The organism is Methylobacterium sp. Leaf88 (assembly GCF_001422795.1).
In the GTDB taxonomy this organism is placed as follows: domain Bacteria; phylum Pseudomonadota; class Alphaproteobacteria; order Rhizobiales; family Beijerinckiaceae; genus Methylobacterium.
The window spans coordinates 24,056-45,044 of sequence record NZ_LMMK01000051.1 but is presented as its reverse complement, the minus strand read 5'-3'; the positions used below and the strand labels follow the sequence as shown (position 1 = coordinate 45,044).

Genomic DNA, 20,989 nt, shown 5'->3' with positions numbered 1-20,989 from the left:
CGATCCCATGAACCTCGACCTGTCCGGCAAGCGCGCCCTCGTCAGCGGCTCCACCAGCGGCATCGGCTACGCCATCGCCAAGGCCCTGGGCGAGCTCGGCGCCAACGTGGCGATCAACGGGCGGACGCAGGACCGGGTCCGCGACGCCGTCGACCGCCTGAAGCGCGAGACCGGCCGTGCCGGCTTCATCGGGGCGCCCGGGGACGTCGCCAGTCCGGACGGGGCGGCCCGCGTGGTCGCCGGCCTGCCGGACGTCGACATCCTGGTGAACAACACCGGCATCTTCGAGCCGAAGCCGTTCTTCGAGATCCCGGACGAGGACTGGCAGCGGTTCTTCGAGACCAACGTGATGAGCGGCGTGCGCCTCGCGCGGGCCTACACCCCCGGCATGGTCGCGCGCGGCTGGGGCCGGGTGGTCTTCATCTCCAGCGAATCCGGCGTGAACATCCCGGTGGAGATGGTCCATTACGGGATGACGAAGACCGCCCAGCTCGCCGTGGCCCGGGGGCTCGCCGAGACCGTGTCGGGCAGCGGCGTCACCGTGAACAGCGTGCTGCCGGGGCCGACCCTGTCCGAGGGGGTCGCCGATTTCATGAAGAGCATGGCGCAGGGGCAGGACGGCGGAGCCGGGGGCGCCGTCGACCTCGACGCCGCCGGACGCGCCTTCGTGGCCGAGCACCGCCCGACCTCGCTGATCGGCCGCCTCGCCACTGTCGAGGAGGTCGCCAGCATGGTCGCCTATATCTGCAGCCCGGCCGCCAGCGCCACCAGCGGGGCGGCGCTGCGCGTCGATGGCGGCGTGGTGCGCAGCATCGTGTGAGGACGTGCCGCCCCGACGCGTGGCGGCCGGTCCGGTAAGGATTTAGCAACCTCTGCCGCCGACCCTGGCCCGAACGCACGGGAGGGCGGTCGATGGGGGATTATGCGCTGGAAGGTCCGCGCTGGGGGACGGGCGCGGCAGGCACGGGCGGCGGCACCGTCACCTGGGCCGTCGACGGCACGATCCCCACCGGCTTCGTGGGCCTCCTCCAGGCCGCCTTCGCCACCTGGGCCGCCGCCGCCGACATCGCCTTCCAGCAGGTGGCCGCGACAGCCAACGCCCAGATCGACTTCACCCTCGGGGGGATCGACGGGCTCGGCAAGACCCTGGGCTACGCCACCTATTCCTACAGCGGCCAGCGCATGCAGTCCGCGGAGGTGACCTTCGACAGCGGCGAGGGCTGGCACGCCTCCGGCGCCCGCATCGTCGGCACCCAGAACGTGGATCTCTCCCTGGTGGCGCTGCACGAGATCGGCCACGCGCTCGGCCTCGACCATTACGACGCCAAGCCCGAGGTGATGAACGCCATCCTCGACAGGGGCATCACGACCCTGGCGGCCGGCGACATCGCCGGGATCCAGGCCCTGTACGGTGCGCCGCCCGCCCCGGTGGTGGCCGCGGCGGCACAGACGAGCCCGGTCGCCGGCACCGCCGTCACGGCGGTCTATCGGTTCTACGACACCCATACGGGGGATCACTTCTACACCACGAGCACGGCCGAGAAGGCGCAGATCGAAAAGACGCTGCCGTGGTTCACCTACGAGGGCACCCCGTGGGCGGCCCCGGCCCAGGGCGCCGACACGGTGGACGTGTTCCGGTTCTTCGACACGGCCTCGAACGCCCACTTCTTCACGACGAGCGTCGCCGAGCGGGACCAGGTCCTCAAGACGGCGCCGACCTACACGTACGAGGGCGTGGCCTTCGAGGCCTACGCGGATGCGGGCGCCCCCGGCGGCCTGACCCTGGAGCGCTTCTACAACACCCAGACCGGCCAGCATCACTTCGCCGGCAGTGCCGAGGAAGCCAACGGCATCAACCACGGCGCCGCCGGTCCGGGCTGGGTCGACGAGGGCAAGGCCTTCACCGTCCACCTGCCCACCGATGCGATGATTTTCGCCTAGGCGGCGGGCCCGGCTATCCGCCTGACGGCTGGGCCGGCGCGCCTCGGGATCGGCTACTCGGCCTCGGCCTCGAACATCTCGTCGAAGGAGTAGCCCGAGCCGCGGACCGTGCGGATCGGGTCGCTCTGGCGCGGGCGGTTCAGGGCCTTGCGCAGGCGCCCGACATGGACGTCGACCGTGCGCTCGTCGATGTAGACGTCGTGGCCCCAGACGCCGTCGAGGAGCTGCTCGCGCGAGAACACCCGGCCGGGGCTCTGCATCAGGAATTCGAGGAGCTTGAACTCCGTGGGCCCGAGATGGATCTCGCGGCCTTCCCGGCGGATGCGGTGGCTGACCCGGTCGAGCTCGATGTCGCCGGCCACCAGCAGGTTGGCGACGTGGGCCGGCTTGGCCCGGCGCAGCAGGGCGCGGACCCGGGCGAGGAGCTCCGGCACCGAGAACGGCTTCACGATGTAGTCGTCGGCGCCCGTTCCGAGGCCCCGGATGCGGTCGCCCTCCTCGCCCCGCGCCGTGAGCATGATGACCGGCAGCCGCTCGGTCTCGCGCCGGGCGCGGATGCGGCGGCAGAGCTCGATCCCCGACAGGGCCGGCAGCATCCAGTCGAGCAGGACGAGGTCGGGCACCTGCTCCTGCAGGCGCAGGTCCGCCTCGTCGCCGCGGGCGGCCGAGTCGACGATGAACCCCTCGGCCTCGAGGTTGTAGCGGAGGAGGAGGGTCAGGGCCTCCTCGTCCTCGACGATCAGGATACGCGTACTCATCGTGCGCTTTCGATCAGACCGGCACGGGGGTCAGGCCGCGCCGGGCATGTCCACGGTGGCGTAGTTGGACGCGTCGTTCTTCGGTCGCTCGCGCTCGGCCAGGAGGTTCTCGCCAGTGACGAGGTAGTGGATCGTCTCGGCGATGTTGGTGGTGTGGTCGCCGATGCGCTCGATGTTCTTGGCCACGAACAGGAGATGCGTGCAGAACGAGATGTTGCGCGGGTCCTCCATCATGTAGGTCAGGAGCTCGCGGAACAGGGAATTGTAGAGGGCGTCGATGGCGTCGTCGCGCTCCCAGACGTCGAGGGCCGCCTTGGTGTCGCGGCTGGCATAGGCGTCGAGGACGTCCTTGAGCTGCTCCTGCACCAGGTCGCTCATGTGCTGGACGCCGATGACGATCTTCTGCGGCTGGATCTGGTCGGCGATCGCCACGACGCGCTTGGCGACGTTCTTGGCGAGGTCGCCGATGCGTTCGAGATCGTTCGACACGCGGATCGCCGTCACGGTCTCGCGCAGGTCGATGGCCAGGGGCTGGCGCCGGGCGATGAGCAGGATCGCCCGCTCCTCGATCTCGCGCTGGAGGGTGTCGAGGCGGGCGTCGGCGGCGATCACCGCCTGGGCCAGGGGCGCGTCCCGGCGCACCAGGGCCTCGCCGGCCTCGGTCATCATCTTCTCGGCGATGCCGCCCATCTCGGAGATCGAGCGGCGCAGGTCCTCGAGGTCCGTATCATAGGATTTGACGATGTGGTCGGGCATGGGGTTCGCTCCTCGATCGGGCCCGCCTGTCCGGGGCCCGCCCTGGCGGTGATGGGGGACGCGGGCCGAGACCGGCCGGCGGAGGATCAGCCGAAGCGGCCGGTGATGTAGTCCTGCGTCTGGCGCTTTTCCGGATTCATGAAGATGCGCGTGGTGGGCCCGAACTCCACCAGTTCGCCGAGATACATGAAGGCGGTGAACTGCGAGATGCGCGCCGCCTGCTGCATGTTGTGCGTGACGATGACGATGGTGAATTCCGAGCGCAGCTGCTCGATCAGCTCCTCGATGCGGCCCGTCGAGATCGGGTCGAGGGCCGAGGTCGGCTCGTCGAACAGGATCACCTCGGGGCGCTGGGCCACCGTGCGGGCGATGCAGAGACGCTGCTGCTGGCCGCCCGAGAGGCCCATGCCGGATTGCTTGAGCTTGTCCTTCACCTCGTCCCAGAGGGCGGCCTTGCGCAGGGATTCCTCGACGCGCATGTCGAGGTCGGCCTTGGGCAGCTTCTCGTAGAGGCGCAGGCCGAAGGCGACATTGTCGTAGATCGACATCGGGAACGGGGTCGGCTTCTGGAACACCATGCCGATGCGCGAGCGCAGCTCGTTCAGGTCGACCCCGGAATCCAGGACGTTCTGGCCGTCGAGGAGGATCTCCCCTTCCGCGCGCTGGTCCGGATACAGGCTGTAGATCCGGTTGAAGGTGCGCAGCAGGGTGGACTTCCCGCAGCCCGACGGGCCGATCAGCGCCGTGACCTGGCGGTCGTGGAAGTTGAGGTTGACCGACTTCAGGCCGTGGAAGCTGCCGTAGTAGAAGTTCAGGTCCTTGACGGCGATGCGGACCGGTGAGGACTCGTCGGCCTTGTGGCGTCCGGTGAGCTGCGCGGACGTGATCCCGGGGGCGGCGTTCATCGGTTCAAGATCCTATCGGGCGAAGCGGCGGGGACAGGCGGCGCGCGGGTGGTCAGCGCGACCGCTCGGTCTTGATGACGAAGCGGGCCACGATCGACAGGGCGAGGATCGTGACGGTGATGAGGAGGGCGCCGGCCCAGGCGAGCTGCTGCCAGTTCGGATAGGGCGAGAGGGCGAACTGGTAGATCATCACGGGCAGGTTCGGCACGCCGCCCATCAGGTTGGGGGCGAACCAGCTGTTGTTGTTGAGCGCGGTGAAGAGCAGCGGCGCGGTCTCGCCGGCGATGCGGGCCAGGGCCAGGATGATGCCGGTGACGATGCCGGCGCTGGCGCCGCGCCAGGTGATGCTCCGGATGACGATGGAGGGCGGGGCGCCCAGCGCGGCGCCGGCCTCGCGCAGGGTCGAGGGCACGAGGCGCAGCATGTCCTCGGTGGTGCGCACGATCACCGGGGTGGCGATGATGGCCAGCGCCACCGCGCCGGCCCAGCCGGAATAGGAGCCCATGGGGCGCACCATCAGCGTGTAGACGAACAGGCCGATGAGGATCGAGGGCGCCGAGAGCAGGATGTCGTTGAGGAAGCGGATGACGTCGGCGATCTTCGAGTTGCGGCCGTACTCGGCCAGGAACGTCCCCGCCATCACGCCGACGGGCGTCGCCACCAGGATGGCCAAGAGGGTCATCACCAGGCTGCCGAGGATCGCGTTGGCGATGCCGCCGCCCTCGGAACCGGGCCCCGGCGTCGGGGCGGTGAAGAGGGTCGGCGAGACGCCCTTGATGCCCTCGACCACCAGCATGAACAGGATCGAGCCGAGCACGACGATGCCCACCAGCGTGGCGATCGTGCTCGCCAGGATCAGGATCCGGTCGGCGACCCGGCGGCCGGGCCGGACCCGGCTGATCCGGGCCGGGGCGGCGGTGGTGAGGGGGTTCGCGGCGTCCATGATGCGGCTCCTGACGACTCGGTGAGGCTGGCCTCAGGCGACCTTCGCGCGGCGGGTGAGGAGGCGCGCGACGATCAGGACGAAGAAGGTGATGACGAAGAGGATGCAGCCGAGGGCCATCAGGGCGTTCAGTTGCATGCCGTCGGCCTCGTTGAACTCGTTGGCGATGCGCGAGGCGATGGTGGAGCCCGGGTCGAAGACCGAGCCCGAGAGGCGGTTGGCGTTGCCGATGACGAAGGTCACCGCCATGGTCTCGCCGAGCGCCCGGCCGAGGCCCAGCATGATGGCTCCGATGATGGAGACCGAGGCCTGGGGCACCAGCACGTGGCGCACCACCTCCCAGGTGGTGCAGCCGATGCCGTAGGCGCTCTCCCGCAGCACCGTCGGGATCTGGTCGAGCATGTCGCGGGTGATCGAGGCCACGAAGGGCACGATCATGATGGCCAGAATGATGCCCGCGGTGAGGATGCCGACGCCCGAGGGGACGCGGGCATAGAACAGGGTGCCGACGATCGGCATGCCCTCGACGAGGTTCGACACCGGCACCTGCACGAAGCGGGCGAAGAGCGGGGCGAACACGAACAGGCCCCACATGCCGTAGATGATGCTCGGCACCGAGGCGAGGAGCTCGATGGTCATCGAGACGGGCTTGCGGGCCCAGCCGGGGCAGAGCTGCGTCAGGTAGACGGCGATGCCGAGCGAGAGCGGCACGCCGATCAGCAGGGCGAGAACGGCCGAGGCCAGGGTCCCGACGATGGCCACGAGGCCGCCGTACTGCTCCTGCCCGATGTTCCAGACGCTGGAGGTGATGAAGCCGAGGCCGAATTCCTGGAAGGCCGGCCAGGCGCCGTACGCGATGGAGGCCAGGATGCCGGCCAGAAACAGGAGCACCAGGATCGCCGCGCCGTAGGAGGCCGCGCGGAACAGGCTGTCGCCGAGGCCGCCGGGCGTCTTGCGGGCCGCGGCGCGGCCCCGCGTCAGGGCGATCTGGTCAGTCAAGGCGGCCATCCGAATATCTTCTCTTCACCGGGCGGCGTCCTACCCTGCGCCGGTCGTCGGCGCGAGGGGGGATCACCGGATCGTTGCCAAGGGGTGGCGATAGGGGGTGGCGAAGGGGGAGCCCGGCATCGCGACGCCGGGCCCGTCGGTCGCAGTCATTGGGGCGCGGTGGCTCGCCCCCTGGCCCCGCGGGCGGAGCGCCCGCGAGGTTCGGCTTCCCGGGTGAGGACGGGTCTACATGTTGAAGACGGGTTTGCCGTCCTTGCCCTTGATCTCCTTCCACGCGTCGTGGATCTGGCTGACGACGGTGTCGGGCAGCGGCACGTAGTCGAGGTCGACGGCGAGCTTGTCACCGTTCTTGTAGGCCCAGTCGAAGAACTTCAGCACCTCGGCGGTGCGGGCCGCGTCGGCCGGGTCCTTGTGGACCAGGATGAAGGTGGCGGCGGTGATCGGCCAGGCGCCCTCGCCGCCCTCGTTGGTCAGCGAGATGCCGAAGCCGGGGGCGGCTTTCCAGTCAGCGCTGGCGGCGGCGGCCTGGAAGGCCTTGTCGTCGGGCTGCGGGAACTTGCCGGCCTTGTTCTGGATCAGGGCGTAGCTCAGCTTGTTCTGCTTGGCGTAGGCCGACTCGACGTAGCCGATGGCGTTCGGGACCTGCTTGACGGTGGCGGTGACGCCCTCGTTGCCCTTGCCGCCCTGGCCCACCGGCCAGCTGATCGTGGTGGCCGCGCCGTACTCCTTCTTCCAGGGCTCGGAGACCTGGGAGAGGTAGGTGGTGAAGATGTTGGTCGTGCCGGAGGCATCGGACCGGTAGACCGGGGTGATGTTGGCGTCGGGGAGCTTCAGCCCCTCGTTCAGCTTGGCGATCTTGGCGTCCGACCACTTGGCGATCTTGCCGGCGTAGATCTCGGCGATGACCTCGCCGGTGAGCTTCAGCTTGCCCGGCTCGACACCCGGGATATTCACCACGGTGACCACGCCGCCCATGACGGTCGGGAACTGGACGAGGCCGTCCTTCTCCAGGGCGGGGCCCTTCAGCGGCGCGTCGGTGGCGCCGAAATCGACGGTCTTGGCCTGGATCTGCTTGATGCCGCCACCCGAGCCGATGGACTGGTAGTTCAGTCCGAGGCCGCTCTCCTTGCGATAGGCTTCGGCCCACTTGGAGTAGACCGGGAACGGGAAGGTGGCGCCGGCGCCGGTGATCTCGGCCGCCTGAGCGGGGGCGAGAGTGGCGAGGCCGAGGCCCACGAGGGCGGCGAGGGTCGTGAATTTCATCTGTGGTCTCCTTGAGGAGCGCGCATCGGCCCGGGCGCGGCGCCCGTGCGCCGTTGTGCACCGCGCCATACGGTCGGTTGGGCTAAGGCGGTATGACGATTGCGCGACAGTTCGATGACACGGGCCCCGGACAGGGGCGGACCGGCCGCGGCCGACGCGCTTTTCCGGGGAGGACGGGCCGGCGCTCGGTCCGCGCCGCCGCCTTGAATCGGGATTCGCGGGAGGCTATCGCCGGGGCCGAGGGCGAGTCGCTGCCGGTCGAGGCCTCGACCGGAACGGCGCGCCGCCGGGTGCGGACGTGCGGCGCCCGATTCCCGACCGTGCCTCGAGGGATGCGCCATGACCGAGATCCGCCCGCGCCGCAGCGTCCTGGCCATGCCGGGGTCGAATCCGCGCCTGCTCGTGAAGGCCCGCACCCTCCCCACCGACGTGGTGATGATCGACCTCGAGGACGGGGTGGCCCCCGGGACCCGCGCCGCGACGCGCGAGGCCGTGGCCCGCGCCGTGGCCGAGGGCGGCTTCGGCCCGCGCGAGGTGGTGGTGCGGATCAACGCCCTCGACACGCCCGACGGCGCGGACGACCTCGCCGCCATCGCGCCGGCCGGGCCGGACGCGATCGTGGTGCCGAAGGTGACGGGGGCCGACGCCCTGGTGGCGGTGGGCTCGCGCCTGCGCCGCCTCGGCGCCCCGGACCGGACCCGGACCTGGGCCATGATCGAGAGCCCGATGGCGATCCTGCACCTCGCCGAGATCGCCAGCTCGGCCCGGGACGTCGACACCCGGCTCGCCTGCCTCATGGTGGGGCCGAACGATCTCGCCAAGGCCAGCCGGCTGCGCCTCGGCGTGCCGGGCCGCCCCGCCCTGATGCCCTGGCTGATGAGCGTGATCGCGGCCGCGCGCGCCTACGAGATCGACGTCATCGACGGCATCTACAACGCGTTTCGCGATGCGCCCGGTTTCGCGGCCGAGTGCGCGCAGGGCCGCGATTGCGGCTTCGACGGCAAGATGCTGATCCATCCCGACCAGATCGCCCCGGCCAACGCCGCCTTCGGCCCCGAGGAGGCCGAGATCGCCTGGGCCCGGCGCATCCTCGCCGCCTTCGCCGAACCGGAGAACCGCACCCGCGGCGTCATCGGCCTCGACGGCCAGATGGTGGAGCGCCTGCACGCGGCCGAAGCCGCCCGCACCGTGGCCCTGGCCGACGCCATCGCGGCCCGGACGGCGTGAGCGCGGCCCTCGCCGTCGAGATCCGCCTCCTGGACGGCCGCCTCTCCGGTTGGGGCTTCCCGCGCTGGGGTTCGGCGGCCGCCGCGGGCCTCGACCTGCATGCCTGCCTCGACGCGCCGCTGGCGCTGGCGCCCCAGGGGCCGCCGGCCCTGATTCCGGCGGGCTTCAGCCTGGCCATCGGCGACCCGGGCTGGTGCGGCCTCGTCTTTCCGCGCTCCGGCCTCGGCCATCGCGAGGGCCTCGTCCTCGGCAACGGCACCGGCGTGATCGACGCCGATTACGAGGGGCCGCTGATGATCTCGGCCTGGAACCGCAATCCCGGCGGGACCGACCTGCGCATCGAGCCCGGCGACCGCATCGCCCAGCTCGTCTTCACCCGCGTGACCCGGCCGGCGCTCACGCTCCGCGACGCCTCGGACGCGGTGCCGCCCTCCGGGGAGGCCGGTGCGCGGGGCACCGGCGGGTTCGGTTCGACCGGGCGGCGCTAGGGCGCGCGCCTCAGACGATGCCGCTGCCCGCGAAGGGCCAGGGCCGGCCGAGCTCAGCGGCGACCTTCGCGGGCTCGTGGCCGACCGCGGCGACGGCGGCCTCGACGTCCTCGCGCGGCACCTCGAAGCGGCGGGCCCAGTAGGCCAGGGTCCAGGGCTCCGAGACGTTGACGGTGGCGGGCTCGTGGTCGTTGTCGGGGGTCGCGCTGCTGCTCATGGCGTGTCTCGCTGCTGTATCGGGTTCTTCCCTAACGCGCGGCCGGGCCGCCGGTGCGTTTTCGCGGCTCACCCGCCCCCGTGCCCCGCCCACCCAGCCCCGCGCAAGCCATCCTGCGTAGGTCCGCTGCATCGGATTCCACATTCCCATCGGAGGCGTTGAGCCTTGGGCGTTCTGATCGGCCTCGTCATCGCAATCGGCTGCATGCTCGGCGGCTTCGTCGCCATGGGCGGCCACCTCGTCGTGCTCTGGCAGCCCTGGGAGTTCGTCATCATCGGCGGCATGGGCGCCGGCACCTTCGTCATGGCCAACCCGATGAAGACGGTGGTCGATACGGGCAAGGCCAGCCTCGACGCGCTCACGGGCAAGGTGCCCAAGCGCAAGGACTACCTCGCCCTCCTCGGCCTGATGCACGCCCTGATCCGCGAGCTGAAGACCAAGCCCCGCAACGAGGTCGAGCCGCATCTCGACGACCCGGCCAATTCCGAGATCTTCAAGGCCTACCCGGACGTGGCCAAGAACGCCGACCTCGTGCTGTTCATCTGCGACTATGCCCGCCTGATCCTGATCGGCAACGCCCGCGCCCACGAGATCGAGGCGCTGATGGACGAGGAGATCAGCGGCTACCGCAAGGACCGCCTCAAGCCCTACGGCGCCGTGACCACGGTGGCCGAGGCGATGCCGGCGCTGGGCATCGTGGCGGCGGTGCTCGGCATCGTCAAGGCGATGGGCGCCCTCGACCAGTCGCCGCAGATCCTCGGCGGCCTCATCGGCGCCGCACTCGTGGGGACATTCTTCGGGGTGTTCATGTCCTACGGCGTGCTGGCCCCCTTCGCGATCAAGATCAAGACCATCCGCGAGAAGCAGAACCACGTCTACATCATCGTGAAGCAGAGCCTGATCGCCCACATGAGCGGAGCGGTGCCGCAGATCGCCGTCGAGCACGGGCGCAAGGGCATCTCGCTCGGCGATCGTCCCACCATCGACGAGGTCGAGAACGCCACCGTCACCGGCGGCGCCCAGCGGGAGGCCGCCTGAGCATGGACGGCCCCACCGGGAACGCCACCGACATCCGCGCCCGCCTGATCGAGGCCGGGGGCCTGTCCCTCGACCGCATGCCGATGCTGAACGTGGTGTTCGACCGGCTCACCTCGGGCTGCTCGGACAACCTGAAGCCCCTCGTCGCCTCGCCGGTCTACTTCGCCTTCAGCGGCTTCGCGAGCGGCCGCTTCGGCGAGATGCTCGACGCCTACGAGAACAACGCGGTGGCGGGCATCTTCCACGCCCCCGAATGGGACAGCCACATCCTCATCGGCCTCGACCGGGACTTCCTCTTCACCATGGTGGAGGCCCTGTTCGGCAGCGACGGGGCCGAGCCGCCGGTGGAGGACGAGCGCGCCTTCTCCAGCCTCGAGATCCGGCTCGCCCAGACCATCCTCGAACAGGTCGGCCGCGCGCTCGAATCGTCGTTCTCCCTGGTCTCCGCGACGCCGTTCCGCCTGGAGCGGACCGAGACCCGGATGGAGTTCGCCGTGATCGGGGGGCGCAACAACAAGGCGGTGGAGGCCAAGTTCACCATCCAGGCGCTCAACCGCGGCGGCGAGATGTTCCTCATCCTGCCCCAATCGGTCATCAACCCGATGCGGCCCGCCCTGTCCAAGGTGCTCACCGGCGACACGGCCGCCCGCGACCCGAAATGGACGCAGCAGATCGCCGCCGAGGTGCAGAAGGCGGAAGTCACCCTCCGGGCGGTGCTCGAGGAGCGCCTGCTGACGCTGGGCGAGATCGCCGACCTCAAGGTCGGCCAGATCATCGGCCTCGACGCCACGCCCTCGACCCGGGTGAAGCTCGAGGGCAACGACCGCCCGCTGTTCTGGTGCCACATGGGCCAGGCGCAGGGCTCCTACGTGCTGCGGGTCGACGAGGCCATCGCACAGGACAAGGAAGGCACACCCGATGACACCGTGGGTTGACACCATTCTCCTCGTGGCCCTCGTGGCGACGAGTGCCTGCGTGGTGCCGATGTACCTCAAGCTGAAGCGCCTCGACCGGACCCAGGCCGAGTACGGCCGCATCCTGACGCAGTCGGGCCAGGCCCTCGCCCAGGCGGGCGACGCGGTCCGCAACTTCAGCACCGAGGGACGCGAGATCCTGGAGGCCCTCGACCAGCGCATCGGCGAGGCGCGCCAGACCCTCGCCGAATTGGAGGCGAGCCGACGCGATCTTGCGGCCACACGCGCCCCCCAACTCGGCTGAGGCCGGCCGATCCGCTTGCGCCCCGGCCGCGTTTCCCCGATCCTTTCCCTTCCGCTGCCAGACGACTCTTCCCCTGACGTTCGATTGCAGCCCCTGACGAGCGGACGATGAGCAACAGCCCCTTCGACGATGCGGACCTCGCGTCCACCGGCACCGCCCCGGTCTTTCCGACCGTCTCGCCCAGCGTCGCGCCCGAGGGGTCGGCGGCCGGCGACGCGCGGATCGGCGATGGCCGCAACCTCGATTCGATCCTGCGCATCCCGGTGCTGATCCAGGTGGTCCTCGGCTCGGCGACGATGCCGGTGGCCAACCTGATGAAGCTCGGGCGCGGCGCCATCGTGCCCCTCGACCACCGGGTCGGAGAGCCCGTGGACGTCACGGTCAACGGCCGCGTCGTCGCCCGGGGCGAGATCGTCGTGGTCGAGGAGGACAATTCCCGCTTCGGGGTCTCCCTCACCGAGATCGTCGGCCCGGCCGATGCCGGCCAGAACGGCTGAGGGCGAACCCGTGGCGAGCGTGCCGATCCCCCACCGGACGCAGGGCGTCCACCGGCACCTCAACCCCGTGGACGAGGTCGCGGCGCTGCTGCTCGCCATGGGCAAGCCGGCGGCCGGTCGACTGCTGAAGTACTTCGATCCCGAGGAGATCCGGCGCATCACGCGCTCGGCGACGCAGCTCGGCACCGTCAGCGCCCACCAGCTCGACGACATCGTGGAGATGTTCTCGCACGAATTCGCCGCCGACGGGCGCCTCGTCGGCACCGCGTCGGAGGTGGAGAAGCTCCTCACCGGCCTGCTCCCCGCCGACCAGGTGGCCGAGATCCTGGCCGACGTCCGGGGGGACGCCACGCGCTCGGTCTGGGAGCGCCTGACCACGGTCTCCGAGGGCGTGATCGCGAGCTACCTGATCAAGGAGCATCCCCAGACCGCGGCCCTGGTGCTGTCCCGCCTGAAGCCCGCGGCGGCCGCCAAGGTGATGGCCCACCTGCCCCAGCCCACCCGCAACACGGTGATGCGGCGGATGCTGAGCTTCAAGCCGGTCTGCGACGCGGTGATCGCCACCGTCGAGCGCGCCCTGCACGAGGACCTCCTCGCCAGCGGCGCCCGCAACGGCGGGGCCGACACCCACGCGAAGATGGCCGACATCATCAACAAGATGGAGCGGACCCAGATCGACGAGGTGCTCACCAGCCTGTCCGAGTCGCGCCCGAAATCCGTGGAGATCCTCAAGGGCCTGCTCTTCACCTTCGACGACATCGTGAAGCTCCAGCCCCGTGCCCGGACCACGCTGTTCGACGCCGTGCCCAACGACCGCCTGGTCCTGGCGCTCAAGGGCACCGACGCGGAGTTCCGCGGCGTCATCCTCGGCGCCCTCTCCGCCCGCGTCCGCCGCATGGTCGAGCACGAGCTGAACGGCGGCGAGCCGGCCGCGCAGAAGGACGTGACCGAGGCCCGCCGCAGCATCACCGACCTCGCCCTCGAGATGGCCGGGCGCGGCGAGCTGGAGATCAATTCCGGGGACGAGGTCGAGGCCCTCGTCCGCTAGGGACGGTGGCCCGACCCGGCGTGAGCGATGTCCGACGAGGATCAGGAGAGCAAGACCGAAGCCGCCACCGAGCGGAAGATCCGGGAGGCCGTCGAGAAGGGCAACGTCCCGTTCTCCCGGGAGGCCCCCATCTTCGCCTCGATCCTTGGCCTGTTCATCGCCCTCAGCTTCGTCGTGCGCGACGCGGTCACGCCCCTGATGCAGGCGCTCGCGCCCTTCTTCGACCATCCCCGCGATTTCGCCCTGGAGAACAATCAGGACGTCGCCCGGATTCTCGAAGGAACCGCGATGGCGGCCGCACGCTTCCTGATCCCGGTCGTGCTGATCCTCGGCCTCTGCGGCCTCGTCTCCGCCCTGATCCAGAACGTGCCGAGCCTCGTGGGCGAACGCATCCGCCCGCAATGGTCGCGCATCTCGCCGGCGGCGGGCTGGGGACGAATCTTCGGAAAAGCGGGTCAGCTCGAGTTCCTGAAATCGGTCCTTAAATTTTTAAGCATCAGTCTCGTCTGCCTGCTGCTCCTGCGCTCGGAGGGCAGCAAAGCCGTGAGTGCCATGTTCACCGACCCGAGCCAGATCCCGGACCTCATCCTCACCGTCTCGATCCGGCTCGTTTCCGTCGTCTGCATCGCCACCATCGTCATCGTGGCCGCCGACCTGGTCTGGTCGCGCCTGCGCTGGCAGCGCTCCCTGCGGATGTCGAAGCAGGACCTCAAGGACGAGCACAAGCAGACCGAGGGCGATCCCCTGGTGAAGAGCCGCCTGCGCTCCCTGGCCCAGGACCGCTCCCGCAAGCGCATGCTCGCCAATGTGAAGCAGGCCACCGTGGTCATCGCCAATCCGACGCACTACGCGATCGCGCTCCGGTATGCGCGCGACGAACAGCCCGCGCCTCTCGTTCTCGCCAAGGGAAAGGACCTCGTGGCGCTCCGCATCCGAGAAATCGCCGAGGCGAACGGCATTGCGGTCGTGGAAGACAAGCCTCTCGCAAGGTCCCTGTACGACAGTGTCGAGGTGGACCAGATGATTCCCGCGGAGTTCTACAGCGCAGTGGCTCAGATCCTGTTCTTCCTGTTCTCGAAGGCTCGCTGATGACCGAGGCGTCTTCCTCCCCCGGAGCCCTGTGCGTGGACGTCCCGGACGTGCTCGCCGATGCCGAGCGCGTCTTCGCCAACGCGATCCGGGACTTCATCGCCGAACTCTGCCTCCTCGACGGCGGCATCCTGATCGGCTGGGTGCAGGCCGCCCGGCACGGGAACATCGCCGACCTCGTCGCCTCCTCCGCCGAGCCGTTCTTCAAGGAAGCGACCATCGCGTATGCGGACGGGGCCGACGTCCGGTTCGACTGGGGCCGCTCGCTCACCGTGGTGCTCGACATGGAGTTCGTCACCGAACCCGTGACGGTGTTCTTCAAGCTCATCCTCGACGGCGTCTACGTGGGCGTCGCGATCCAGCGGATCCTGGCCGACCAGGGCCCGACCTTCTGCCTCGACGGCTTCGAGACGGCCCTCGCCGGGGCCCGCCTGACCCGCGCCGCCGCCTGAGCGGAGGCCGGGCGCACCGGCCCGATCGATCCGGCCCGGCTGCGTCCTCGCAGCTCCTCACCCGCACCGCGACCGTTTGTCGACGCGCCGATCGCGCGATCACATCTGCGTGTGACCCGAACCTCATTGACGGCGCCGGCGATGCCCGACATTGCTAAATGATAGGCGATTCCCTCGGCCAGGTTGGACTTGAGGAGCGACGTGCAAGGCTCCGTACCGACCCCTGATTGTTTCGCTGTCCAGTTGTAACCCAGCATACCCCCCGACTGTCGCAAGATCATCCGGAGATTGCCGATGTATGTCCTGGTCGACGAGCGGCCTTCGGTGAATTCCGGCTACAAGGCGAGCTTCGACCGCGAGGGCATCTCCTCCCTCGGCCTCGACCCGCAGGAATTCACCCACTGGTTCCAGTCTTCCTCCCGGGTCGACCGCGAGGCGATCCAGGGCTTCCTCCTGGGCGATTTCGAGGGCCGGGCGAAGTGCGCCACGCTGATCCGCAAGCTGTCGCGCGCCCCCATCATCGCCCTGAGCGACGTGCGCTCCCTTGACCAGACCCTGCAGCTCTTCGAGGCCGGCATCGACGACGTGCTGCCCAAGCCCGTCCATATCCGGGAGATCCTGGCACGCTCCGAGGCGATCTGGCGCCGGGTGAACGCGCAGGCCAGCCCGGTCCGCGAGGCGCCGCCCGAGCCCGAGCGCCTGAAGGTGCATTTCGATGGCCGCGATCCCGAGGTGGACGGCGCGGTGCTGCCCCTGCCGCGGCGCGAGCGCCACATCCTGGAGTGCCTGGTGCGCAACCGGGGCCGGCGGATGACCAAGTCGCAGATCTACAACATCGTCTACGGCGTCTACAGCAACGGCGTCGAGGAGAGCGTCATCGAGGGCCACGTCAGCAAGCTGCGCAAGAAGCTCAGCCAGCGACTCGGCTACGACCCGATCGAGGCCAAGCGCTTCATGGGCTACACCTTCGTCGGCTGAGCCCCACCTGCCGCGACGCCGATGCACAACGAAACGGGCCCACCGGGGCGGATCCTTCAGGGGATCGCCCGATGAGCCCGGGTTCGACGACCTTGGCGGATGGACCGCAGGGTCGCGGCGGTCGGTCTCTTCCTCAGAAGGAGCCCGTCGTTTCGACTTCGCTGCCGGCCAGCGCGCTCTGCGGGGCGGTGGCGGCCTTCGCGGGGGCGACGGGCTGAGGGGTGGTGCTCAGGTCGCTGAGGGTCCGCACCTGCTGGGTCTCGCGCGCCTGCTCACGGAACAGCGGGGGCGTCAGGTAGAGGGCCTCGCCCGCCTGGGCCGCGCCGGTGGCGACGGTGGCGGACGCGAGGACGGTCAAGGCGAAGAGGCGGGTCGCGCGCATCTGAAATCTCCGGTTTGGCTGGCGACGTGCCGGCCGTTGAGGAGATGAAACCACATTTTTGTGCGCTGCGACTTGCTCATTTTGCAACGCACCATAATGCGAAGGCCTCAGCGTCCAACCACTATAGCGCATGCTCCAGAGGAGGGTTCGGAGGCTTCGACGCCAAGAGCCATGTCTTCAGCGCATAGGCCTGAAATGGAAGATTTGGCCGCCCAAATTTAATTTTCGCGTCTCTCAATCGTATTTTGATGTTCTCAGGTGAGAAACAGCACATGCGCCACGGTTCATCAGCATCCGCCCCACCGATCGCGCGCCTGTGCTTGCAAGAGCGGCTCGCCGGCCGATCCCTGATCGGGCGCGGCCGTCGCCGTGATTCAGCGGCCCGCCCCTTGCGCGTCGTCCTCCCCAAACGCCGAGGGGCGGAGGAATCTATTTACCACATTCGCCCGCTCACGCAGCCGTGACGGCCGAAAGCCGGCGCGCCGGACGTTCCGTGTTCATGCACATGTCCCGGTCGGCTCTCCCCGCGCTCCAGACCCTGGCGGCCCTGCCAGCCCGTGACGCCGATATGCTGCTGGGGTCCGCGGAACGGATGTGTCGCGCCCAATCGGGTCGGGAACAGCAGAAGGCCTTGCGGCGCATCGCCGTCTATCGCCGTGTCCTCGGCCTGCCGCCGTCGATGCAGCTGATGCAGGAGCGATGGGCGGCCTCCGCGTGAGGACGCGCCCGAGCCCCGGGACGGCTCAGGACCCTGCCGGCGGGGACGGCCCGTCGCCGGGCTCCGCCGTCGTGACCAGGGCCTCCGGGCGTTTGACCTCGATCTCGACGAAGGCGATCGGGTGGTCGGAGCCGTTCATCACGTCGTGCCGGATGCCGGCCGGGCGGGCATAGGCCTGTCCGGCCTCCAGGATGCTGTCGGTGACCCGGTCGCCGTCGTGGACCCTGAGGGTCCCGGCCACCAGCATCACGACGAAGTAGGGCCATCCGTGCTCGTGCCAGCCGGTGACCGCACCGGGCGCGAAATCCCACCGCGTGATGCGCACGGTCGCGTCGTCCTGCTGAAGGGTGGCGACCGCGGGGATGGTGCAGGCAAAGGCCATGGGCGTTCCTTCCTAAGCCGGGACGCTCGCAAAGTCGGCGCCACCTGGCGGGCCCCGGAGGCCGTCCAGGCCACAAGGGGGCTCGGACGGGGGCGTGGCGCGAGAGGAGGCTCCGACGGAGTCCCCAACGCGCGCGCGCCTTACTGGCAGAAGCTGCGCGCCCCCGGCGTCCAGGCGCCGAAGCCCGTGGCCACCATGTTGGTGATGACCCGGCAGACATACTGCTTCTGGGCCGGATTGTTGTTCGGACCCGCATGATAGCGCGCCACCGCCAGGGTCCAGCTGCCCTCGCGCGCCTTCAGCTGCTTCAGGAACAGGGTCGCGTACTCGACGTTCTGGCGCGGATCGATCATCGCCTCCAGGCTGGCGAACTTCTCGCGGTGATAGTGGTGGTTGATCTGCATGCAGCCGAGGTCGACGAGCTTGATTCCGCTCGCCCGCGCCTGGGCGAGCTGGCTCATCACGTCGGCGGCGCTGGTGCCGAAATAGGCCCGGCCCTGGATGTTCATGGCATAGGGCTGCAGCGAGCCGCGCCGGCCGCTCTCCGTCAAGCCGACCGCGTAGAGGACGCCGAGCGGCACCCCGTGCTTGGCCGAGGCCCCCGCCATCTCCCGCTCGCAGATATTGGCCGAAGCCGGCAGCGCCGCGGCCTTTCCCGGCACCGGCGGGGCGCTGTTGGCCAGCGCCCCGCCCAGACCGGAGACGGCCAGGCCGGGGCTAGAGGTAAACGCCGCTGCGATCAGGGCTGCTCGAAACGCTCTCATGCATCCGCTCGTGGAGGTCGGAGGCGGCCGGATCGCCGCCCGGGGAGGACCGGCGCCCGGCCTGGTCCGGGGTGGGGCGGCCCTGGTTCGCACCGGACTCGCCCTGGCCCGGGAAGCCCTGTGCGCCCTGTCCCTGTTGCGAGCCTGGATTCCCCGATGCGCCCCGGCCGTCGGCCGGGGGCGACGCGACGGTGACGGTGACGCTCTCGGGCCGGTAGCCGCCCTGGCGCAGGAGATCGTTGAGGACTTCGCCGCCCTCGCGGAGCAGGCGCGCCGAGTCCTCGCGGCTGGCTTGAAGACTCATCTCGAGCTGGCCGTCGCGCAGGCGCATCCGCACCAGAACGGTGCCGAGGTCCGCCGGATGAAGCTGCAGCGTGAGAAGCTTCAGGGGGCCCTCCCCCGTCGGAGCCCCGGGCAGCGCGCCGGGGACGGCCCCGGCCGGTCCGCGCGTCAGCTCCGCCAGGACGGCGGCGGCCACCTGCTGGGCCGGCGCGGCGGCCGGGCCGGACAGGGACCCGGCCGGCAGGGTCAGGGGGGTGGACAGGTTCGCGTCGGCAACGCCCGGCAGGGCCGGCGCGAGGCTGCTCCGGGCCGCGCGCGCGGCCGCGGTGCCGGTCTCGGCGGACGCCGCCACCGGATCGACGCGCAGGATCGGAGAGGGTGTCGCGGGGGGCCGCTCGGTCGCGCCCGGTCCCGCGCCGCCACGGACGGGATCGCGCGCGGGCATGACGGCGTCGCCCGAGAGCGATCCCGGCGCGCGCGCGGGGGCGGCCGCCGCGGTCGCGGAGACGAGGGCGGCCTGCGTCGGGGGCTGCGCCGGAAGGACGGGGGCGCCCGATGCGGGCAGGTTCGCCGGGCCGGTGGGCGGCGCGGCCGGGGTCGGGCCGACCGCAGCGGCGGCTTCGCCGGGAGCCAGGCCCCCCGCGGCGGCGGCCAGGCCCCCCGCGGCGGCGGCCAAGCCCCCCGCGGAGGCGGCCAAGCCCCCCGCGGCGGCGGGCAGCCCCCCAGCGGCGGCGGGCAGGAGCGCCGCAGCACCGGGCAGGCCGGGCGCGCCCGGCGCCGGGACGGCCGCCCGCGATCCGCCGAGGAGGCTGGGAAGCACCGGCGCGAAGTGGGTCTCGCGCTGGAGCACGGCGATGCGGGTCCGCGCCTCGGCGCCCGCGGCCTGCGGCACGCGGCCGGCGGCGACCGGGTCCGTCCCGGCCAGCAGGTCCGCCCCCGGAAGCAGGTCCGCCCCGGCTAGCGGGTCCGTCCCGGCCGGACCGTCCGGTCCGCCGGGCCGGGTCGCCGGGCCGCTGGCCACGGCCTGCCCCGGGGCCTGGGCCGGCAAGGCGCGGGCCACCAGGGTCTCGAGGGTGATCGCCTGCGGCTTCGGCGCCGGGGCGCCGGCGGCGGGGGCGGCCGTCGGAACCACGAGGGCGAGCAGGGCCAGCGGATCGGTCTCCTCGCCGGACGGGGCCGGGGCGGCCTCGTCGTCGCGGCGGCCCGGCCGGTCGGCCTCCGGCGTGGGCGTCTCGTCCGCGTTGCGTCCCCCTCCGAGGGCGCCCAGCACGGCCCCGAAGGCATCGCGGGGCGCCTCCGGTGTCTCCGAGCCTGCGCCGCGGGGGCCGGGCGCGTCCGACAGGGCGCGGGGGCCGGGACTGGTGGCACCGAGGGTGTTCAACGCTCGCTCCTGCGCATGATCTCGTCGATGCGCCCGATGGCGTCCTGCGCCCGGGCAATGGATGGCGCGACCGGCAGGACGCGGGGACCCGTGGGGTCCGCCTGGACCGGGATCGGGGCGGGCGGCCCGGCCCGGATCTCCCGGGCGGTCGAGAGCGCGGCGTCCAGGAGGTCGCGGTCGGCGGAGTCCAGCACGGTGCGGTCGGTCATGCGCAGGGTCTCGACGGATTCGTCGAAGCGGCCCTCCACGACGAGGAGGGCCGCCGCGCGATAGAGGCGCGCGCGCACCGCCTCCGGCGAGCCGGGCTCCGCCAGGGTGACGCCGCGCTCGGCGGAGAACACCGCCGTGGTGGTCTTGCCCTGATCGAGGGCGGCCCGGGCGAGAAGGAGGTAGAGCTCGCGCCGCCCCTCGATCTCGATCTCGTCGAGCATGGCCTGGAGGCGGGCGAAGCGGACGTCGTCGCCGGCAAAGTCGAGTCGGGTGAGCGCGGCGGCGAAGCGCTGGCGGAAGTTGCCGGCATAGACCGAGTGGCGGAAGCGCCGCAGGTACTGCACCGCCAGGGTCTCGAATTTCGCCAGGTCGTTGGCCTGGGCCAGCACGAAGATCTCGCGGCGCAGCGCCCCCTCCTCCACCAGGGTGCCGGGGGCGAGCAGGCGCGCGAGGTCGAGGAGGCGGATCGACTGGGTGGGATCGTCGCGCACCACCAGGGCGGACTGTGCCAGGGCGAGCTGCGCGCCGAGGCTCACCGGCACGACCAGCGGGTCGATCTTCACCAGGAGGGCGCGGGCCTCCTTCTCGCGTCCCTCGAGATAGGCGAGCGCGCCGAACACCACCGGCCGCTCGGCCTCCGGCACCTTGCCCGAGGCGACGAGGTGGCGCAGCAGCCCCGGGCCGCCGCCGCCGAGCCCGAAGGTCACCGCCGCGTGCACGCTGACGGGGTCGGCCCAGGTCTCGGGATCGAGGCCGAGCATGCGCGATTCGGCCAGGGACAGAAAGGCGCGCTGGCCCTGATGGGCCTGGGCCGAGCCCTGGGCGATCCGGTCCTGGAGCAGTTGCAGCGTGCGCACCAGCTCCACCGGAACCGGGCGCGGGGCCACGGGCAGGGGCTCGATCGGGGCGGCCGGGGCGGCGCCGTGATCGCTTCCGCCGTGATCCCCCGCGCCGTGGGAGTCCGCCCCCCAGGCGGCCGGGACGAAACCCAGGCCGGCGAGCAGGACGCAGGCGATCCGCGCGCGGCGCATCCCGGCGGCCCGC

25 protein-coding genes are annotated in these 20,989 nt (G+C 70.8%); 13 read left to right on the top strand and 12 right to left on the bottom strand.

Annotated elements, in window-relative coordinates; all coding sequences use genetic code 11:
* Positions 1 to 7: 7 nt before the first annotated feature.
* Positions 8 to 820: an SDR family oxidoreductase gene (locus tag ASF20_RS19895; protein ID WP_056213313.1), complete on the top strand. Its 813-nt coding sequence runs from the start codon at positions 8 to 10 to the stop codon at positions 818 to 820.
* A 92-nt stretch (positions 821 to 912) separates the two neighbouring features.
* On the top strand, positions 913 to 1,941 hold the full coding sequence (locus ASF20_RS19890) for a matrixin family metalloprotease (RefSeq protein WP_056277238.1): 1,029 nt from the start codon (positions 913 to 915) through the stop codon (positions 1,939 to 1,941).
* Positions 1,942 to 1,994: 53 nt separating this feature from the next.
* Here ASF20_RS19890 and phoB read toward each other — a convergent pair whose 3' ends face one another.
* The 6 genes from phoB to pstS form a co-directional block, all read right to left on the bottom strand.
* Positions 1,995 to 2,699 (bottom strand): phosphate regulon transcriptional regulator PhoB, encoded by a 705-nt coding sequence (phoB, locus tag ASF20_RS19885; protein WP_056213308.1) that lies wholly within the window; start codon positions 2,697 to 2,699, stop codon positions 1,995 to 1,997.
* Between the two features lie 30 nt (positions 2,700 to 2,729).
* Positions 2,730 to 3,455 carry a phosphate signaling complex protein PhoU gene (gene phoU, locus ASF20_RS19880; RefSeq protein ID WP_056213306.1) on the bottom strand — a complete coding sequence of 242 codons (726 nt, stop codon included), beginning with the start codon at positions 3,453 to 3,455 and terminating at the stop codon, positions 2,730 to 2,732.
* A gap of 86 nt (positions 3,456 to 3,541) precedes the next feature.
* Positions 3,542 to 4,360: a phosphate ABC transporter ATP-binding protein PstB gene (gene pstB, locus ASF20_RS19875; RefSeq protein ID WP_056213304.1), complete on the bottom strand. Its 819-nt coding sequence runs from the start codon at positions 4,358 to 4,360 to the stop codon at positions 3,542 to 3,544.
* Positions 4,361 to 4,412: 52 nt separating this feature from the next.
* Positions 4,413 to 5,303, bottom strand: a complete 891-nt coding sequence (gene pstA, locus ASF20_RS19870; RefSeq protein WP_056213301.1) for a phosphate ABC transporter permease PstA — start codon at positions 5,301 to 5,303, stop codon at positions 4,413 to 4,415.
* Positions 5,304 to 5,336: 33 nt separating this feature from the next.
* Entirely contained in the window at positions 5,337 to 6,311 is a 975-nt protein-coding gene (gene pstC, locus ASF20_RS19865) for a phosphate ABC transporter permease subunit PstC (protein WP_056213299.1), read from the bottom strand.
* A gap of 225 nt (positions 6,312 to 6,536) precedes the next feature.
* Complete coding sequence (gene pstS, locus ASF20_RS19860) at positions 6,537 to 7,574, bottom strand: phosphate ABC transporter substrate-binding protein PstS (RefSeq protein ID WP_056213297.1); 1,038 nt, start codon at positions 7,572 to 7,574, stop codon at positions 6,537 to 6,539.
* Positions 7,575 to 7,913: 339 nt separating this feature from the next.
* On the opposite strand from pstS, the gene ASF20_RS19855 reads away from it, so the two are divergent.
* Together ASF20_RS19855 and dut are read left to right on the top strand one after the other, a co-directional pair.
* Positions 7,914 to 8,801, top strand: coding sequence for a CoA ester lyase (locus ASF20_RS19855; RefSeq protein WP_056277234.1), 888 nt, complete (start codon positions 7,914 to 7,916; stop codon positions 8,799 to 8,801).
* On the top strand, positions 8,798 to 9,289 hold the full coding sequence (dut, locus tag ASF20_RS19850) for a dUTP diphosphatase (protein ID WP_056213292.1): 492 nt from the start codon (positions 8,798 to 8,800) through the stop codon (positions 9,287 to 9,289). The genes ASF20_RS19855 and dut overlap by 4 nt, the downstream gene beginning before the upstream one ends.
* 10 nt (positions 9,290 to 9,299) lie before the next feature.
* Here the strand turns inward: dut and ASF20_RS19845 are convergent, their stop codons facing one another.
* A complete protein-coding gene (locus tag ASF20_RS19845; protein ID WP_056213289.1) occupies positions 9,300 to 9,506 on the bottom strand; it encodes a DUF3606 domain-containing protein in 207 nt (68 codons plus the stop codon).
* A gap of 165 nt (positions 9,507 to 9,671) precedes the next feature.
* Between ASF20_RS19845 and motA the strand changes: the two genes are divergently transcribed.
* From motA to ASF20_RS19805, 8 genes are all read left to right on the top strand, one after another.
* Positions 9,672 to 10,544, top strand: coding sequence for a flagellar motor stator protein MotA (motA, locus tag ASF20_RS19840; RefSeq protein ID WP_056213286.1), 873 nt, complete (start codon positions 9,672 to 9,674; stop codon positions 10,542 to 10,544).
* A 2-nt stretch (positions 10,545 to 10,546) separates the two neighbouring features.
* Entirely contained in the window at positions 10,547 to 11,479 is a 933-nt protein-coding gene (locus ASF20_RS19835) for a FliM/FliN family flagellar motor switch protein (protein ID WP_056213285.1), read from the top strand.
* Positions 11,463 to 11,762 (top strand): hypothetical protein, encoded by a 300-nt coding sequence (locus ASF20_RS19830; protein ID WP_056213282.1) that lies wholly within the window; start codon positions 11,463 to 11,465, stop codon positions 11,760 to 11,762. The genes ASF20_RS19835 and ASF20_RS19830 overlap by 17 nt, the downstream gene beginning before the upstream one ends.
* 107 nt (positions 11,763 to 11,869) lie before the next feature.
* Positions 11,870 to 12,259 carry a flagellar motor switch protein FliN gene (fliN, locus tag ASF20_RS19825; protein WP_056277231.1) on the top strand — a complete coding sequence of 130 codons (390 nt, stop codon included), beginning with the start codon at positions 11,870 to 11,872 and terminating at the stop codon, positions 12,257 to 12,259.
* Between the two features lie 19 nt (positions 12,260 to 12,278).
* Positions 12,279 to 13,307, top strand: coding sequence for a flagellar motor switch protein FliG (locus tag ASF20_RS19820; protein WP_244476507.1), 1,029 nt, complete (start codon positions 12,279 to 12,281; stop codon positions 13,305 to 13,307).
* 27 nt (positions 13,308 to 13,334) lie between these two features.
* Complete coding sequence (gene flhB / locus ASF20_RS19815) at positions 13,335 to 14,396, top strand: flagellar biosynthesis protein FlhB (protein WP_056277228.1); 1,062 nt, start codon at positions 13,335 to 13,337, stop codon at positions 14,394 to 14,396.
* Positions 14,396 to 14,848: a hypothetical protein gene (locus ASF20_RS19810; protein ID WP_056213276.1), complete on the top strand. Its 453-nt coding sequence runs from the start codon at positions 14,396 to 14,398 to the stop codon at positions 14,846 to 14,848. Before flhB ends, ASF20_RS19810 begins: the two co-directional genes overlap by 1 nt.
* Before the next feature lie 294 nt (positions 14,849 to 15,142).
* Positions 15,143 to 15,826 (top strand): response regulator transcription factor, encoded by a 684-nt coding sequence (locus ASF20_RS19805; RefSeq protein ID WP_056213274.1) that lies wholly within the window; start codon positions 15,143 to 15,145, stop codon positions 15,824 to 15,826.
* A 133-nt stretch (positions 15,827 to 15,959) separates the two neighbouring features.
* On the opposite strand, the gene ASF20_RS19800 is transcribed toward ASF20_RS19805, so the two are convergent.
* Positions 15,960 to 16,208, bottom strand: a complete 249-nt coding sequence (locus ASF20_RS19800; protein WP_082501464.1) for a hypothetical protein — start codon at positions 16,206 to 16,208, stop codon at positions 15,960 to 15,962.
* Between the two features lie 499 nt (positions 16,209 to 16,707).
* Here ASF20_RS19800 and ASF20_RS19795 point away from each other — a divergent pair, with 499 nt between their 5' ends.
* Positions 16,708 to 16,926 carry a hypothetical protein gene (locus ASF20_RS19795; protein WP_056213272.1) on the top strand — a complete coding sequence of 73 codons (219 nt, stop codon included), beginning with the start codon at positions 16,708 to 16,710 and terminating at the stop codon, positions 16,924 to 16,926.
* A 25-nt stretch (positions 16,927 to 16,951) separates the two neighbouring features.
* Here ASF20_RS19795 and ASF20_RS19790 read toward each other — a convergent pair whose 3' ends face one another.
* The 4 genes from ASF20_RS19790 to ASF20_RS19775 all read right to left on the bottom strand — a co-directional run bounded on the left by ASF20_RS19790 (position 16,952) and on the right by ASF20_RS19775 (position 20,976).
* Complete coding sequence (locus ASF20_RS19790; protein ID WP_056277227.1) at positions 16,952 to 17,308, bottom strand: cupin domain-containing protein; 357 nt, start codon at positions 17,306 to 17,308, stop codon at positions 16,952 to 16,954.
* 140 nt (positions 17,309 to 17,448) lie between these two features.
* On the bottom strand, positions 17,449 to 18,072 hold the full coding sequence (locus tag ASF20_RS19785) for a transglycosylase SLT domain-containing protein (protein WP_082487038.1): 624 nt from the start codon (positions 18,070 to 18,072) through the stop codon (positions 17,449 to 17,451).
* On the bottom strand, positions 18,026 to 19,735 hold the full coding sequence (locus ASF20_RS19780; RefSeq protein WP_056277223.1) for a flagellar hook-length control protein FliK: 1,710 nt from the start codon (positions 19,733 to 19,735) through the stop codon (positions 18,026 to 18,028). The genes ASF20_RS19785 and ASF20_RS19780 overlap by 47 nt, the downstream gene beginning before the upstream one ends.
* On the bottom strand, positions 19,732 to 20,976 hold the full coding sequence (locus ASF20_RS19775) for a chemotaxis protein MotC (RefSeq protein WP_244472560.1): 1,245 nt from the start codon (positions 20,974 to 20,976) through the stop codon (positions 19,732 to 19,734). Before ASF20_RS19775 ends, ASF20_RS19780 begins: the two co-directional genes overlap by 4 nt.
* Between the last annotated feature and the right edge of the window lie 13 nt (positions 20,977 to 20,989).

Bases quoted from the DNA above. Each gene is read 5' to 3' on its own strand.
- ASF20_RS19895 (WP_056213313.1), top strand. From the start codon at position 8: ATGAACCTCGACCTGTCCGGCAAGCGCGCCCTCGTCAGCGGCTCCACC.
- ASF20_RS19890 (WP_056277238.1), top strand. From the start codon at position 913: ATGGGGGATTATGCGCTGGAAGGTCCGCGCTGGGGGACGGGCGCGGCA.
- phoB (WP_056213308.1), bottom strand. From the start codon at position 2,699: ATGAGTACGCGTATCCTGATCGTCGAGGACGAGGAGGCCCTGACCCTC.
- phoU (WP_056213306.1), bottom strand. From the start codon at position 3,455: ATGCCCGACCACATCGTCAAATCCTATGATACGGACCTCGAGGACCTG.
- pstB (WP_056213304.1), bottom strand. From the start codon at position 4,360: ATGAACGCCGCCCCCGGGATCACGTCCGCGCAGCTCACCGGACGCCAC.
- pstA (WP_056213301.1), bottom strand. From the start codon at position 5,303: ATGGACGCCGCGAACCCCCTCACCACCGCCGCCCCGGCCCGGATCAGC.
- pstC (WP_056213299.1), bottom strand. From the start codon at position 6,311: ATGGCCGCCTTGACTGACCAGATCGCCCTGACGCGGGGCCGCGCCGCG.
- pstS (WP_056213297.1), bottom strand. From the start codon at position 7,574: ATGAAATTCACGACCCTCGCCGCCCTCGTGGGCCTCGGCCTCGCCACT.
- ASF20_RS19855 (WP_056277234.1), top strand. From the start codon at position 7,914: ATGACCGAGATCCGCCCGCGCCGCAGCGTCCTGGCCATGCCGGGGTCG.
- ASF20_RS19845 (WP_056213289.1), bottom strand. From the start codon at position 9,506: ATGAGCAGCAGCGCGACCCCCGACAACGACCACGAGCCCGCCACCGTC.
- ASF20_RS19835 (WP_056213285.1), top strand. From the start codon at position 10,547: ATGGACGGCCCCACCGGGAACGCCACCGACATCCGCGCCCGCCTGATC.
- ASF20_RS19830 (WP_056213282.1), top strand. From the start codon at position 11,463: ATGACACCGTGGGTTGACACCATTCTCCTCGTGGCCCTCGTGGCGACG.
- fliN (WP_056277231.1), top strand. From the start codon at position 11,870: ATGAGCAACAGCCCCTTCGACGATGCGGACCTCGCGTCCACCGGCACC.
- flhB (WP_056277228.1), top strand. From the start codon at position 13,335: ATGTCCGACGAGGATCAGGAGAGCAAGACCGAAGCCGCCACCGAGCGG.
- ASF20_RS19810 (WP_056213276.1), top strand. From the start codon at position 14,396: ATGACCGAGGCGTCTTCCTCCCCCGGAGCCCTGTGCGTGGACGTCCCG.
- ASF20_RS19805 (WP_056213274.1), top strand. From the start codon at position 15,143: ATGTATGTCCTGGTCGACGAGCGGCCTTCGGTGAATTCCGGCTACAAG.
- ASF20_RS19800 (WP_082501464.1), bottom strand. From the start codon at position 16,208: ATGCGCGCGACCCGCCTCTTCGCCTTGACCGTCCTCGCGTCCGCCACC.
- ASF20_RS19795 (WP_056213272.1), top strand. From the start codon at position 16,708: ATGCACATGTCCCGGTCGGCTCTCCCCGCGCTCCAGACCCTGGCGGCC.
- ASF20_RS19790 (WP_056277227.1), bottom strand. From the start codon at position 17,308: ATGGCCTTTGCCTGCACCATCCCCGCGGTCGCCACCCTTCAGCAGGAC.
- ASF20_RS19785 (WP_082487038.1), bottom strand. From the start codon at position 18,072: ATGAGAGCGTTTCGAGCAGCCCTGATCGCAGCGGCGTTTACCTCTAGC.
- ASF20_RS19775 (WP_244472560.1), bottom strand. From the start codon at position 20,976: ATGCGCCGCGCGCGGATCGCCTGCGTCCTGCTCGCCGGCCTGGGTTTC.